Origin of the sequence: Cohaesibacter haloalkalitolerans, assembly GCF_003574655.1 — a bacterium.
Classification (GTDB): domain Bacteria; phylum Pseudomonadota; class Alphaproteobacteria; order Rhizobiales; family Cohaesibacteraceae; genus Cohaesibacter; species Cohaesibacter haloalkalitolerans.
Genome location: NZ_QNUM01000003.1, coordinates 353,066 through 367,576 on the forward strand (window position 1 = coordinate 353,066; position 14,511 = coordinate 367,576).

Annotated in this window: 12 protein-coding genes; 3 read left to right on the forward strand and 9 right to left on the reverse strand. The window is 55.8% G+C overall.

Features of this window, described 5'->3' with window-relative positions:
• Positions 1-5 precede the first annotated feature (5 nt).
• From DSL70_RS09095 to DSL70_RS09115, 5 genes are all read right to left on the reverse strand, one after another.
• Complete coding sequence (locus DSL70_RS09095; protein ID WP_119307590.1) at positions 6-1,601, reverse strand: TRAP transporter large permease; 1,596 nt, start codon at positions 1,599-1,601, stop codon at positions 6-8.
• A gap of 132 nt (positions 1,602-1,733) precedes the next feature.
• Complete coding sequence (locus tag DSL70_RS09100) at positions 1,734-2,252, reverse strand: TRAP transporter small permease subunit (protein WP_119307591.1); 519 nt, start codon at positions 2,250-2,252, stop codon at positions 1,734-1,736.
• A gap of 110 nt (positions 2,253-2,362) precedes the next feature.
• Positions 2,363-3,169, reverse strand: a complete 807-nt coding sequence (locus DSL70_RS09105) for a FadR/GntR family transcriptional regulator (protein ID WP_119307592.1) — start codon at positions 3,167-3,169, stop codon at positions 2,363-2,365.
• A gap of 199 nt (positions 3,170-3,368) precedes the next feature.
• On the reverse strand, positions 3,369-4,403 hold the full coding sequence (locus DSL70_RS09110) for a TRAP transporter substrate-binding protein (RefSeq protein WP_119307593.1): 1,035 nt from the start codon (positions 4,401-4,403) through the stop codon (positions 3,369-3,371).
• Between the two features lie 324 nt (positions 4,404-4,727).
• Positions 4,728-5,039, reverse strand: coding sequence for a cupin domain-containing protein (locus DSL70_RS09115; protein ID WP_119307893.1), 312 nt, complete (start codon positions 5,037-5,039; stop codon positions 4,728-4,730).
• 110 nt (positions 5,040-5,149) lie between these two features.
• On the opposite strand from DSL70_RS09115, the gene DSL70_RS09120 reads away from it, so the two are divergent.
• Positions 5,150-5,569, forward strand: coding sequence for an Lrp/AsnC family transcriptional regulator (locus DSL70_RS09120; protein WP_119307594.1), 420 nt, complete (start codon positions 5,150-5,152; stop codon positions 5,567-5,569).
• A gap of 52 nt (positions 5,570-5,621) precedes the next feature.
• On the opposite strand, the gene DSL70_RS09125 is transcribed toward DSL70_RS09120, so the two are convergent.
• Together DSL70_RS09125 and DSL70_RS22225 are read right to left on the reverse strand one after the other, a co-directional pair.
• Positions 5,622-6,245 (reverse strand): LysE family translocator, encoded by a 624-nt coding sequence (locus DSL70_RS09125; RefSeq protein WP_119307595.1) that lies wholly within the window; start codon positions 6,243-6,245, stop codon positions 5,622-5,624.
• Positions 6,246-6,352: 107 nt separating this feature from the next.
• Positions 6,353-6,829: a hypothetical protein gene (locus DSL70_RS22225; RefSeq protein ID WP_162916497.1), complete on the reverse strand. Its 477-nt coding sequence runs from the start codon at positions 6,827-6,829 to the stop codon at positions 6,353-6,355.
• Positions 6,830-6,999: 170 nt separating this feature from the next.
• Here DSL70_RS22225 and DSL70_RS09135 point away from each other — a divergent pair, with 170 nt between their 5' ends.
• Positions 7,000-8,487 (forward strand): AMP nucleosidase, encoded by a 1,488-nt coding sequence (locus tag DSL70_RS09135; protein ID WP_119307597.1) that lies wholly within the window; start codon positions 7,000-7,002, stop codon positions 8,485-8,487.
• Positions 8,488-8,533: 46 nt separating this feature from the next.
• Here DSL70_RS09135 and DSL70_RS09140 read toward each other — a convergent pair whose 3' ends face one another.
• Together DSL70_RS09140 and DSL70_RS09145 are read right to left on the reverse strand one after the other, a co-directional pair.
• Positions 8,534-10,147, reverse strand: coding sequence for an EAL domain-containing protein (locus DSL70_RS09140; protein WP_119307598.1), 1,614 nt, complete (start codon positions 10,145-10,147; stop codon positions 8,534-8,536).
• Between the two features lie 178 nt (positions 10,148-10,325).
• Positions 10,326-11,972, reverse strand: coding sequence for an EAL domain-containing protein (locus DSL70_RS09145; RefSeq protein WP_119307599.1), 1,647 nt, complete (start codon positions 11,970-11,972; stop codon positions 10,326-10,328).
• Between the two features lie 330 nt (positions 11,973-12,302).
• Here DSL70_RS09145 and DSL70_RS09150 point away from each other — a divergent pair, with 330 nt between their 5' ends.
• Positions 12,303-14,480 (forward strand): hypothetical protein, encoded by a 2,178-nt coding sequence (locus tag DSL70_RS09150; protein WP_119307600.1) that lies wholly within the window; start codon positions 12,303-12,305, stop codon positions 14,478-14,480.
• The last annotated feature ends 31 nt before the right edge of the window (positions 14,481-14,511 follow it).

Here is a 14,511-nt window from a genome sequence, read left to right on the forward strand (position 1 = left end):
CAGGATCAGTGGAAGAGCATTGTCAGCTCGGGGAAGAAGAGCACCAGCAGCAGAACCAGGATCTGGATGCCGATGAAGGGTATAAAGCCCTTGAAAATGTCGGGCAGAGTGATGTGCGGCGGCGCAACGGACTTCAGGAAGAAGGCTGCCGGTCCGAACGGCGGCGACAGGAAGGCCACCTGCATGGCCACCGTGAAGACCACACCGAACCAGATCGGCACCATGGCCGCCTGATCCACCATCGGCCCAAGCAGACCAAGTTCGGCGCGCGGCAGCTCCACGACGATCGGCAGGAATACCGGCATGACGAGCAGCACGATGCCGACCCAGTCCATGAAGGCACCAAGGAACAGGAAGATCACCATCATGATGAGCAACACACCATAGGTCGGCATGTCTGCACCAATGATGAGATTGGCAATATAGGTCGGCCCGCCTGCCATGGTGTAGGCCCCGGCCAGAGCGGTGGCACCCATGGTGATCGACAGGATGGAACCGGTCGAGATGAAGGTCTGGCTCGCCGCCTGTTTGATGAGGCTGAAATTCAACTCCTTGCGGATGGCCACGATCAGCAGAACGATGATCGAACCCATGCCAGCAGCCTCGGTGATGCCGGTGATGCCACCATAAATGGAGCCCAGCACCACGCCGACGATGATGAATGGCGCGACAAGACCTTTGGACATCCGCCATGTTTCGGCGATGATCGTCTGGCCAAAAACCAGCCGTGTTCCTGCAAGCCCGATCAGCAGGGCGATGAGAGAAACCAGATGCTCCTGCATGCTATAGGGCAGATATTCTTCCGGCCTCAGGCCACCAAAGCCGTTCTGGATCTCGATGGCAGCGCCGTGAACCAGACGCCCCAGCCCCCACACCGCCAGCATCCAGCCAAGCAGGGTGACAAAACACTTGGTTTTCTCAAGCCCGGCCAGTTGGTCCTCGTCCATTTCCGGCAGCGGTGCCAGAGATGGATTGAGCCGTGTCCTGATGATGATATAGACGATGTAGAAGCCCCCCAGCATGAAACCGGGAAAGAAGGCGGCCTTGAACAGCGAGTGGATAGAGGTTTCCGTCACCAGCCCATACATGATCAGCACGATGGACGGCGGGATCATCGTTCCCAGCGTGCCACTGGCGCAGATCGTGCCGATGGCAAGGCTCTGGTTATAGCCAAGCCGCAGCATCTGAGGCAGGGCGATGAGACCAAGCAGAACAACCTCACCGCCGATGATGCCGGACATCGCGGCCATGACAATGGCCATGATCGATGTGACGATGGCGATCCCGCCGCGGGTCCGCGACAGCCACATGTTGAGGCTACTGTACATGTCTCTGGCGATGCCGGATCGTTCAAGCATCAGGGCCATGAAGATGAAGAGCGGCACAGATATCAGCGCATAGTTGGTCAGAACACCATAGATGCGCTGCGCCAGGATATTGAGTGGCCCCATGCCGAAGTGACTGAAAAGCATGCCCACGCCGAATTTCATCGCCATGACGGCGACAGCGAGCACACCGGATGCAAATGCTAGTGGCATACCGATTGCGAGAAGAAACAACATTCCCATCAGCAATACGGCCGAGATCAAACCCGCGTCCATAGCTCTGGCTCCTTTGATGAGAAGACACAACTCTCCCGTCGACTGCCTCGGCGCATCAAACAGGCGCGGGGTCACAGTCCGGAAACGGTCTTCAGAATTCTGGTTGAATGAATTGGGGTGCCAAGGGCCGGGTCAGCTTTCGCTTTCCCCGTCCTTCCAGTCCATGATCAGGTTGGAAATGGCCTGCACGACAATCAGCACGAAGCTGATCAGCAGCAGCGGCTTGAGCGTTGCCGGGATGGGGGGATCCCAGGCCGTGCCGAAGGTTTCCCACGAGATCAGCTTGCGGACAGCATCGGTGTAACTGCCCCAGACGAGCGCCATGACATAGACGCCAAGCAGAGCGACCGAGATGAGATCGAAGACATGCTGCAGCCAGCGGGGTGCAACGTCATAGATGACGGTGATGCGGATGTGCGACCGCTTGCGCATCGCATAGACCCCGGCCAGCAGATAGACGCCACCGCAGATCCACAGCGACAACTCGTTGGCCCACAAGGTGGGGCTGACGAAGACATAGCGCATGGTGACTTCGTAGAAGATCACGCAAACAACGACGGGAACGCCCCACATGCTGACCAGTCCCAAGAGGGACGACAGACTGTCTATCGGCGACCGCTTTTTTCCAACGTCCTTGTGAGAATTTGCCATCTCACATTCCTCCTGTGTGGCAACAGGCCGGTCCTTTGAAAGGCCCGCAGCCAGGTGATGACGGACGGTCGCAGGAATGAAGACCAGACTTCATTCTTCAGGGGCTGCGATCACTCCTTTTTCAAGTCTTCCAGCGAGTGCAAGCGGTTCATGATCGTGAGAACAATGTCATCCTTGTCGGATGCATTCACCCCTTCAAGCCCTTCTTCAAGGAAGGGAACACCGAAACTCTTGCAATGGATCTGCATGGCTCTGTGAGCAGCAGCAGGATTCCGCGCTTCAAGCGCCTCCAGAATGACTTCATGTTCCTTCTGCACGGCCACGATATTTTCCTTCGCCCCGAGAATCTGGCGCCGGATACGGGCCCAGTTCGGAAAGCGTTCTCGAACGCTCCAGAGCTGGTCCATGATGGAAATGAACATGTTGTTCTGCGTCGATTGCGCGATTCCCATGTGAAAGTCGAAATCATAGGTGTCCAGTTCCTGAACAGGTAGATCCGGTTCTTTCATTCTTTCCAGAATGTCCCGCAACTCGGCGAGCTTATCCTTGGAAATCGTCAGGGCAGCAACCGCAGCGATGTCGGCTTCAAACCAGTAACGGGCTTCGACCAGTTCGGAAAAACTGCAGTTGTCGATCAGTCCCAGTCCTTTTGCCGGCAATCGTTGGGCAACAAATGCTCCATATCCAAATCGTGTTTCCACATATCCCATCATTTCAAGAGATATCATGGCCTCGCGAATGGTGGGGCGGCTGACTTGCAACAGCTCCACCAACTCTACATCCGGTGGCATCTTCTGCCCTGGCTCGAGCGCACCCTGTCGAATAAGCTCGGCGATCTGATCCGCAACAACGCGATAGCGTGGCAATGGCGCTGCTGCCGGACTGATTGCCAGTTTCTGCTTGATATCTTTGGACATGTTCCCTCGCCAATCTTTCGGTGATCGTCAACTTCGCTCGCGCCCAACAGAGTTGAGACAAATAGTTGAGAACCAATACAATGCTTACCTTTAGACCACAACATTGCAAATATCGACAAGATGAGAACACTGTTCAAGCCAGACCGGCTGACATCCCCCTGAAGTCGGGACATCAGCCGAAAGAACCAATGCCGACCGGTTACTTCTTGCCCCCAAGACCGATGCGATCAAGAAACTCGATGTGGCTCTTGACGAGCTTGTCGGTTTCCGGGGTCTTCTTGGCCCACTCAAGCCAGCGAGCCTTGGCAGCAGCGCGGAAGGTAGCGCGGTCCTCGGCCGACCAGTTGTGAAGCGTCACACCAGCCTCTGGAGACTTGGCTGCGGCCTCGCCGTTCAGCACGAGGGTCTTCATCATCAGGTTCATGGAAAGCTTCTGCATGGCAGTCTCGAGAATGAGACGATGCGCCTCCGGCATGGCATCCCAGACATCCTTGTTGCAAGCCAGATGGTCGGCAGACATGGAATGGAAGCCCGGATAAGTGGTCTCCTTGACCACATCATACAACCCCAGACGATAGTTGTTGGTCAGAGTGGAAGCATCCGCACCATCGATGATCTTGGTTTCGAGCGCAGTGAAGATCTCGTTGAAGTCCATGACGACCGGCTTGGCACCAAGAGAAGCGAAAATTTCCGATTCCATCCCCGGAGGAGAACGGAACTTGAAACCTTCCAGATCCTTCACGCCATTCAGCGGACGCGAGGACACCAGCGATTCCTGGCCACCCATGAAGGCCCCGACGAATTGCATATTGTAGCTGTTATACAATTCGTTGATGGCCTGCTTGCCGCCGCCGTAATAGATCCATGACATGAACTGAAGCGGATTGTCATAGCCGCCCATGACGTCGGCAACAAACTGGAAGGCAGGGTTCTTGCCAGTCTGATAGCTGCCGTTGGTCATGTCGCAGCTGGCCACACCGTTGCGCACCGCATCAAAGGTTTCGGACGATTTGACCAGCGAACCGGAATAGTAGATCTCGACATCGATCTCCCCGTTCCCCATGGTGCGCACGTCATTCTCGAACTGCTTGATGAGTTCACCCGTCGTGGATTCCGCCGTTGTCGTCGTGGCAATTGTCAGAGATGTTTTGGCAGCTTCGGCTGCTCCCCCCAAACAGGCTGCCATGGCCGTCGCCCCCAGCAGGCGCGCCGACAAGCTCAAAAATTTCTTCATGATATTGTTCCTCCAAACTCCCATGAATTCGATCGCTATCGAACGATGAAAATGTCATATTGCCATATTGATAGATTGTCAAACAATATTACAGTTTGACGATTTTAGCAAAGGAACAGATTGGGCGCAAAATGCAGCCAGAGGATTGAAATACATACAAAAACACCTTCCGATCAGGTCTGACCAGAAGGTGGTGATATCGCACAGGATTGGGAAAAATGGGCAGAAAGACGGGAAAGTTGGACTCGCAAAGCGCCCTTGCCTGCCAGCCAGCCCCACCTGAGAAGCCAAGAACACGAGGAGCGCAAGACACAAGTCTCAGGCCTAGATGCTTCCGGCCTTCTCGATCACAAGGACCCGGGCCGGACCGTCCGGGCTGGCAAAATGTTCATCCCCATCTTCGGCGTGGAAAATATCCCCTGCCCTCAGTCGCAGAACCTCTTCGGCTCCGTCCCGACGAATATGCATGTCGACCACGCCATCCAGAACCACAAACACCTCGGGGCCATCATTGACGTGCCATTGATAGGGCGCATCCGTCCAGTGAAGACGCACTGTGGCACCCTCGATGCGTTCGATATCCAGGGCCTCCCACGCCCTCGTTCCGGTGAATGCGCTCGCAGTAAACTTTCTCATATGCCATCCTTTGTCCATCGGGGCTTTGTGCCAACCCGAGAGCATGATAAGAGCAAAGCGCAAAGCAGGAAACTTGCGTTCCGACGGAATGCGCCTGCCAATCGAGGGAAATGCAGTTGGATCAGACGGACAAGCGCATAATGGCAATTCTTGAACGGGATGGCCGGATCAGCGCAGCTGAACTCGGGCGACAGATCGGCCTGTCGCGAACTGCCGTACAGGACAGGATTTCCAGACTGGAATCCAACGGGACGATCACCGGCTATCATGCCAGGCTGTCGCCATCAGGGGACAGTCTGATCCGGGCGATCCTGTTTGTCAAAATCGCCATCCGCCCCTGCGAGAAGGCCCTCCTCTGGCTGTCAGGGCTGGAAGGAGTGCAGGAAGTGGCGTCCCTCTCTGGCGACATTGATGCAGTCGTGCGCTGCGCCGTACCGGACCTCAATGCTTTGACGAAATTGAACGACAGGATAGGTGCCAGCGAGCTGATCACAAGCTCGACATCCAGCATCATCCTGCGTCAGCTTTGACGAAAGAATACCATTTCATTTCTTAAGAAACAAAACGATAAGCGCAGGTTTTCTAGCGCTGAGTAAGAGCCAGCTTGGCCCCGAGCGCAACGAATGTTGCTGCGAAGCCGCGTTTCAGCCAGGTCATGACCTGCGGTTGCGACAACAGCTTGTCCCTCACCGAAGCCGCAGCAGCCGCCACCATTGCAAACACCACGAATGTCATCGCCATGAACACGGCACTCAACACGACCATATCCGCCAGCGGACTGGTCGTGTTGATATCAATGAACTGCGGCAGGAACGCCAGAAAGAAAATCGACAGTTTCGGATTGAGCAGGTTGAGCAGAATGCCGTCCCGCATGACACCAACCGCTGTCTTCTTGTGCGGCTCATCACCTTTGAGCTGGTCGGGGTCGAACTGTTCCTTGTCCTTCATCATCCGATAGGCCATGAACAGCAGATAGGCGACACCGGCAAACTTGACCATCTGAAAGGCCATGGCACTGGCATGCAACAGGGCAGCCACCCCGAGCGCAGCGGCAGTCATGTGGGAAAGGATCGAGAGCGTACCCCCGAGCGCGGCCAGCACACCCATGCGCAAGCCCCGGCGCAAGGTAATCAGCAGCGTGTAGATCATGCCCGTCCCCGGCGTAACCACAATGAACAGTGAGGTGATGAAAAACTCGACCGACATGACGCTCCCCCTGAAATGCACAAAGAACAATGCCCGAAAGCATAGAGAAGCATACAGCCCAAAGAGCTGCTCGACAATTGTAACATTTCCGATGAAATCAAAGTGAGCTATCTGCCAAGTTCGAGAAATTTGCACTTGTTCATCGTATGAAATTCGGTGATGACGAACTGCTCCTTGCCTTTCAGTTTGAAACGGCAACCAAAGCGCGCGCCGCCATAGGGCAGGATATTCGCGTCAACCTTGATTTTCTCTTCCACATTGAGACACATGACATCACCAACCGGCAGATTGCGTTCAATGTCACCATTCTCACTCTGCATCAGAATATAGAGCGTGCGCCCGGCCCCGTTTTCGAGACAGGCCGCAGAGGCCGACAGCCCACACAGCATTATCAAGCCGACACAAGAAACAAGAGTTCTAACACCGGCGAACAAAAAGCGTCTTTTCATAAGAACAACCCTTTCGGCACGGCAGGAATTCAGCCACAATGACGCATACAGCGCGCGTATTACACCACGACTCAAACCACTATAAATTGCACTTTGTAAAAAAACTGAAAAGAGGTAGGTATTTTCATAGATCACCTTGCCTCACTATCTATAACCATCAGTAAAGTCTTCGCAAATCAGTAGGAAGCCTGTTGTCGCACACTTAAATGCAACACAATCACCTCTATTGTTGCCCAGATCATATTTTTCCTTGACCTTTTCGGCGAAACAGCAGAAAAGGCCAGAGGAAAAGGAGAATGAAAAGAATGAAAACAGCCTTTTCCACGATCGCGCCGGATCGCTTCAGCCATGAAACATTCCGTGACGCCGAGGCTGCAATCCAGCGGCTGCTGGATATTTACGAAGTCCATACCGAATTCCTCAGAGAAGCCTTCACGCGTGTCGCCCGCAATGATGTTCCCTCCACGGGACGCTATCGCGCAACTTACCCTGAAATCCGCATGACGACCGACACGCACGCGCAGATCGACTCGCGCCTGTCCTTCGGCCACGTTCCTGGCCCCGGCACCTATACGACCACCATCACGCGACCGGATCTCTTCAGCCACTATCTCAAGCAACAGATCGAGCTGCTGCTGTCAAACCACAACGTGGCCATCGAGGTCGGCCCATCCGACACGCCGATCCCCATCCATTTTGCCTGGCCAAATGGCATGAATGTCGAAGGCGCCTTGCCCGAAACGTGGTCCCGTCCGCTGCGCGACGTATTCGATGTGCCGGATCTGGCCATTACCGATGATGCCATCGTCAACGGAACACAGCATTACGGTCCGGATGATATCGTGCCCCTCGCCCCCTTCACCGGGCCGCGCATCGACTATTCCCTGCACCGTCTGGCACACTACACCGCGACAAAGCCGGAGCATTTCCAGAATTTCGTCCTGTTCACCAACTATCAGTTCTATATCGATGAATTCGTGAACTGGGCCAAAGAACAGATGGCCTCGGGATCGACCGAATATGAAGCTTTCGTAGAAGTTGGCAATCAGATTATTCCGTCAGGCAGCACCGAGCCGGTCGAAGGCGAAGCCCCTGCCCACCAGCCGCAAATGCCCGCCTATCACCTGAAACGCCCGAACCGCGACGGCATCACGCTGGTCAATATCGGCGTCGGACCATCCAACGCCAAGACCATCACGGACCACATCGCGGTACTTCGCCCGCACGCCTGGCTCATGCTGGGCCACTGTGCCGGCCTGCGCAACACCCAGCGCCTTGGCGACTATGTTCTGGCACACGGCTATGTCCGCGAAGATCACGTACTGGATGCCGACTTGCCGACTTGGGTTCCCATTCCGGCCCTTGCTGAAATCCAGGTTGCCCTCGAAGATGCAGTTGCCGACATCACCGGCCTCAAGAATTATGAACTCAAGCGCATCATGCGTACGGGAACGGTTGCCAGCATCGACAACAGGAACTGGGAGTTGCGTGACCATCGCGAACCCGTTGAACGCTTGTCCCAGTCCCGTGCCATCGGCCTCGACATGGAATCAGCCACCATCGCAGCCAACGGCTTCCGCTTCCGCGTGCCCTATGGCACCCTGCTCTGTGTCTCGGACAAGCCATTACATGGCGAGCTGAAGCTGCCCGGCATGGCGAGTGACTTCTACACGCAACAGGTTCAGCAGCATCTCAAGATTGGCATCAAGGCCATGGAAACCCTGCGCAAAATGCCCGTTGAACGGCTGCATTCACGCAAGCTTCGCAGCTTCGCCGAGACGGCGTTCCAGTAAGGACCCGGGCATCAGCTTCATTTCGTTGGAAATAAAAAAGGCAGCGTCACGCTGCCTTTTCTGCATCTGAGCCGGACTCCAATCCCTCGGGTGGCTTGCTGACCTCATCCTTGCGGCGCCTTGCCACTTTCATCAACTCGCAGAAAGAAGCCCCGGGAAGCGGCGGTGCAAACAGATAGCCTTGAGCGGCTGAGACCCCCATCTTGCGCAACTGGATGACCTGCTCTTCGGTTTCCACCCCTTCGGCGATAACGCCGATGTTGAGCCGCTTGGCCAGCGAAATCAGCCCCTGCACCAGCTCAAGACCGGCAAAACCACCTTCCAGCGCGTCAATCAGCAGCTTGTCGAGCTTGACGATATCGACATTGATCGACGTCAGGTTATAGAGCCCGCTATGCCCTGAGCCGACATCATCAAGAGCAATCTCCGCACCGAGAGCGCGGATCTGGCTGATGACGTCAATGGCCAGATCCATATGCTGGATCGGAACACGGTCCGATATTTCAAAAATCAGATTGGAGAAGCCGAGCTTGCTGTCCTTGAAAACATCCTCGATATCAGTCACGATGGAATCGTCAATCATCTGGTGCGAGAACAGATTGAGGGCCACCTTGAAGACCTGCCCCTCCATCACCACCGGATCGAGCATCTCGCAGCTCTGCCGCATGATATGGCAGGTCACCTCGCGGGTAAGGCGATAGTTCTGCGCCAGCGGAATGAATTCCCCCGGAGAAACAACGCTTCCATCAGGCTTGTTCCAGCGCGCCAGCACCTCACAGCCCATGATCGCACCGGTATCCAGATGGATAATCGGCTGCATATAGGGAACAATCTCGCCGTTTTCGATTGCATCCAGAATGATGTCCGCGCCAGTGGCACGATAGCGTCCGAAATGCCAGCCAATGCCCATCAGAATGAGACCGATGAACGCGCCAATCAGGTTGATGAAGTCCCGCTTGTCCTGCGTGACTGCAGCAATGGCCGCCTCGGAAACGGCCATCTGGACTTCGAAGGGCAGAAACTCGGAACTCTCGGAAACACGGTCAATAAACGCGCCACCCGACTCCTCCGGCTCCAGAATGAACCAGTGGCTGTCTCCGATCAGTGACAGCATGGCATAGCGATAGCCCCTGAGATCGTTGCGCACGGGATCAAGCCGGATCAATTCCCCGGGTATCCGCGCCACGAGCCGCCGTCCACTGGCAACATGCCGGACAACAAGCAGCGACGGGATGGCATCCTGGCCGCTCTCAGCCGACAGCGAAAGCGTGATGTCCCTGCCATTGGATTGATAGGCCGGAAGTAGTCCGGTCTGCCGGGCCGACTGCCCCAGATCCGTACACACCAGATTGCCAGCCCGGTCCACCAGCCCAATGGTGTCAATCCATGCAGTGGAGCGCGCTGCCTCGCTGTAGCGATAGCGATGATCACTGGTGCACGAAAGTCCGGGAGACTTGGCCAGCTCGTTGAGTACGTTGATGGCCGCTTCCGTTGCCTTTTCCACTCGCTCAAGCATCAGGTCGGCGGAAATGGTCAGATCAGCCTTGATATCCTTCTCGGCCTGCCAGCGCATGACATATTGCATACCGGTGGTAAGCATCCCCGCCACAGCAGCAGCCAATAGCGTGTATCCGGCCATTTTTCTGGCATTTCTGATCATGTCGCCTCGCCAAGGTAAATCGAGCCGATTTGACCATAAATCAGTGAAAATTCTGTTGATTTTTTTGAAACTTATCCAACTTTCCCGGCACTTTGGCAGTTGTCACAACCAGCAAGAAGCAGAAGCAATTCCAAGGGATGAACAGACGGGGTAGCGCCCTCCGCCCCATGCAGAGAGCTCAGGAAGCGAGGTCCGCCTTGCGTCGGTCCGGACCGTCTTCAATGGCCTTCCGCCGGTGCACACCCCCCAGCGCATCGACCAGTTGCAGATAGGCCGAGGCGGGCAAGGCCGGTGAGAACAGGAAGCCCTGCGCCTCATCGATACCGGACCGCCGCAGATAGTCCAGTTGCTCGTCCGTTTCCACGCCCTCGGCAACCACCACCATGTTCATACCCTTGGCCATCTGGCTGAGAGAATCAATGATAGGAACATGTTTGCTGTCAGCAGTGATGGTGTCGACAAACAACTTGTCGATCTTGATAATGTCCATTCCCAGCTTCTGCAGATAGGCAAAGCCGCCATGGCCAGTACCGGCATCATCCAGCGCCACGCGAATCCCCAATTCCTGCATGCGCACAATGATGGCTCTGGCGCGATCAAGATTCTCGAGCGGCAGACGTTCTGTGACCTCAAACACAAGCTGACTGAACCGGACGCCGGAATTTCCGAAAACCTGCTCTGCCTCCCGGACAATTGCCAGATCATCGAAATGCCGGTTGAACAGATTGATGGCAACCTTCAGATCAGGATGGTCGGCATAGCTCACAGACAGATCCTTGGCCACCTGTTCCATCAGCAGCGCGGTCATCGGCAACGCCAGACCGGTGGATTCGGCCATGTCGATGAAATGCCCCGGCGAGACAACAGTCCCATCGGGCTTACGCCAGCGAACCAGCACTTCGCAGCCGGCCAGACGCCCGCTCTGGATATCCAGAATCGGCTGGTAATAGGGCACAAATTCCTTGCGGCGGATCGCTTTTTCAAGACTGACATAGGGGTCGGGTTTGCGCACTGCCATGCGCACGAACAGGATCATGATGAGCCCGCCAGTGAAGATGCCAAACGCATCCATCACATTGATCACCCCGTCATAGGATTCCCACACGGCATGAAATGGAACCGCAACCGAAACGACCAGTGGATAGCGAGTTGAATTGACCTCCCGCTCAATCAGATCTCGTGTCAGGTCTTCCGAAGCGGCGAACTTGTAGAAAGGCGCCCTCTCCTGCAGTCGGCTTTCCGGGGTGCTGCTGGTGACGACATCCCCGCTGTCGAGCTTCAACGACAATCGATAGGAGTTAGCCAGATCGGTTTGCATGGACTGTTCGCCCAGACTGTCGACCCGAATGAATGCTCCAATCGACACGAACTTTGAAATGGTCCACTCCACCAGCAGCCCGTCCTTTTCCGTCAGATCGTCCTGCACAGCCCGAAAGCTGAGATGGGGCACCGCTCCGGGAACCGCTTCGGATGCCGCCCCGAAATGGGTACTCCCTTTCATGGATGAGCAATACATATACTCGCCGTTATAGAGCAGCCCCACATCATGGATCGCCATATGGCGCATCATCATGACACGAAAGCTCTCTCTCAGCGCATCATCACAGACAGGAACCCGATAGTGCGGAAGGGTGGAAAGAACATCAACCGCATCCTGCACAAAGTCCTCTGCCCGCATGAGCGTTCGCCGGGCTGTCTGATCAAGAAAATTCTCACCCCGCGTCATGACGTAATCCCGCATGGCGATATGGGCGGCAAACAGAGGCAGCACGCCGAAAACCACGCCAAGAAACAGCAGGATTATGGAGCGAAATTGATTCTTCAAGGTAAGATTCCCGTTAGTCTCCAGTGAGAGTAGCGATGGACCGCTAACATATGATTAACCATATTCTTGCCTTGATGCTCAACCAGCATTCTTTCAAGAAATTGCTACAGCAGCACGGTTGCAAAGCGCCTGCAAATAGGCAGAATACCAACTGAATACTAGTAAAAACTACGATAGAGTGGGTTTTGACTATCACGCCGTCCGGTTCAACGCGGGATCAGCCCGGAACCTGCGGCAAAATGCGCAGATTTTGGCTCTTTCCGAGGCTGGGTTTGTAGCAATACCGATATTTGACAGGCATACTCATCAATTTTGGGGGACTCCAACCATATGAAACGTTCATGTCTGACCCTGGGCATTCTTCTGGTTTCGACCGCTGTCGTACAGGCACAAAGCGAAGCCGAAAAGACTTGGGACGCAATCATGAAGGACCTTAATCAGTCCGGATTGCTGACCGTGACGGCAGGCTCCGTTCACTATAACGAAGCGTCCGACAGCCTGACCGTACAGAATCTCCTGTACAAGACCGCATTCTCCCTGCCGATGCCAAAGAAGACCATGGCCAGCAAGGCGGGAGACGGCGCCAGCAAAGACAGCATGTCAAAATCGGGCGACAGCAACGGCGACAGCGACCTGAAGATCAGCGCCGAGGTCACCATCCCCACTGCGGTCTACACCGGCCTTCAAATGCAGGAACAGGGCTGGGCCTACGACACCCTCACGATCGACACCTTGAGCGGTGCAATGGATTTCGATTCTCCGGGAACGGCTGACGACACACGGATCGAGTTGCAATCGCTTGGCAAGTCCACCATGACAGCGGCCTATTCCCCATTCCTTGGTGAGTTCAAGATCGCGCCGTCGCGTCCGATCGGCAGCGTACTGGACTATGTGCGCCCGTTGCTGCTGCAATCAGGCTACGATGAAACCACCCTCGACGGGATGGTCATCAAGCAGTATATGGCCGGATCTCAGGACCCGATCCAGACAACTGAAACCGGCCCGATGTCCGTGTCAGATGTCCACAACGGCAGGATCGGCAGCTATGAAGTTGCCAATCAGAAGACGGACATGATCATCGATGACAAGGGCAGTCTTCCCGCAAAGGCAGATCAGGCCGCAAATCAGACGGAAGATCAGCCGGTCCACATTACCTACTCGATCGACAAGACCCGTTACGATGGCTATGACATCGGCGCCCTATGGAGCGCAATCGACCCCAACGCCCCAACCATCGAGGGGACCAGAGACGCGCTGAAAAAGATTGAAATGGCCGGTGCCAACCTGACCATCCCCAATCTCGCCGAGGTCAAGATCGGACCCGCCGTCCAGTCGGACATCACCGTCAAGCAGCCAGCTACCTATCTCGTGCCGCTGCTGGACAAGATGATTGCTCAGGATATCAACCCGGACGACCTGTCCGAAGAGGACCAGAAGGCGCTGATGACAGCTGGCTTCGATCTCCTCCGGAGCTTCTCCCTTGGACTTTCCGAGCTGGGCAGAACCGATGTCCAGATCAAGATACCTGATGGTCCGTATGTGGGCCAGAATGCGCAGTTCAGCTTTGACACCATCCGACAGGCCGGCGTCAGCAGCTATGGCATCAAGGAATCCTCCATCTCGGGCATGACCTATGCCGGGCCGCCGTCCATCACCCTCAAGCTTGGCCGTCTGGCCATCGATGAACTCGAGTTTGCCGACTACCAGGACATCGAGCGCGTCATGTGGCAATCGATCATGGAAGACAAGGAGCCGGAGGGCAGCGACGTGGCCAAGCTTGCCCCGAACGCGATGACCCTTGCCCTGTCCGGCCTCGACTATACAGATCAGGAGGGCAATGCGGTGAGTGCCAATGGCGCCAGCATCCGCTATGACCGCGCCGGACTGGCCGTTCCGGTCGAAATCTCGACAAAGATCGACAATCTGAAGGTTTCAAAAGCCCTGATCAAGCACCCGCTGGCCAGCGTATTCCTTGATCAGCTTGGTCTCGATGCCCTCACGGTCAATGAAGAGCTGAGCCTCATCTGGGATGATGAAAGCCAGACCTACATGGTCAATCCGCTCAATCTGGAACTGCCGGGCGTCGCCGCCCTCTATGGCAACATGGGCGTCGGCGGTGTCATGCGTGACTATCTGGACAAGCCGGAAACCGCGCAGGCCATCATGGCCACGGGGACCGTGTTGCCCGCTGCCCTGACCCTTAAGGATCTGGGTGGGCTCAACGAGTTGATCAATCTTGCCGGTGGCGCCATGGGAATGGGGCCGGACCAGATCCGGAGCATGGCCGGCATGCAGGTCAAGGCTATGATCAGCGGCTTCACCGAACCGGCATTTGCCGATTCTGTCGGCGCGGAAGTCGACCGTTTCTTCAACGACCCGAAGAGCCTGAAAGTGAGCCTGAGCCCGTCCAGTCCGGTTCCTCTGGCCCAGCTTCTTGGTCTGGCCGCAACGGCGCCCCAGCAGATCCCCTATATTCTGGCGATCGGCGTGATTGCCAACAGCGATTAACGACCGAAGATCAACGGCCAAAGATTAACGA

What these genes read in the sequence shown, in the direction of transcription:
- DSL70_RS09110 (WP_119307593.1), bottom strand. Translation starts at nt 4,403, where the DNA reads ATGAAGAAATTTTTGAGCTTGTCGGCGCGCCTGCTGGGGGCGACGGCC.
- DSL70_RS09105 (WP_119307592.1), bottom strand. Translation starts at nt 3,169, where the DNA reads ATGTCCAAAGATATCAAGCAGAAACTGGCAATCAGTCCGGCAGCAGCG.
- DSL70_RS09120 (WP_119307594.1), top strand. Translation starts at nt 5,150, where the DNA reads ATGCAGTTGGATCAGACGGACAAGCGCATAATGGCAATTCTTGAACGG.
- DSL70_RS09100 (WP_119307591.1), bottom strand. Translation starts at nt 2,252, where the DNA reads ATGGCAAATTCTCACAAGGACGTTGGAAAAAAGCGGTCGCCGATAGAC.
- DSL70_RS09140 (WP_119307598.1), bottom strand. Translation starts at nt 10,147, where the DNA reads ATGATCAGAAATGCCAGAAAAATGGCCGGATACACGCTATTGGCTGCT.
- DSL70_RS09125 (WP_119307595.1), bottom strand. Translation starts at nt 6,245, where the DNA reads ATGTCGGTCGAGTTTTTCATCACCTCACTGTTCATTGTGGTTACGCCG.
- DSL70_RS09150 (WP_119307600.1), top strand. Translation starts at nt 12,303, where the DNA reads ATGAAACGTTCATGTCTGACCCTGGGCATTCTTCTGGTTTCGACCGCT.
- DSL70_RS09115 (WP_119307893.1), bottom strand. Translation starts at nt 5,039, where the DNA reads ATGAGAAAGTTTACTGCGAGCGCATTCACCGGAACGAGGGCGTGGGAG.
- DSL70_RS09135 (WP_119307597.1), top strand. Translation starts at nt 7,000, where the DNA reads ATGAAAACAGCCTTTTCCACGATCGCGCCGGATCGCTTCAGCCATGAA.
- DSL70_RS09095 (WP_119307590.1), bottom strand. Translation starts at nt 1,601, where the DNA reads ATGGACGCGGGTTTGATCTCGGCCGTATTGCTGATGGGAATGTTGTTT.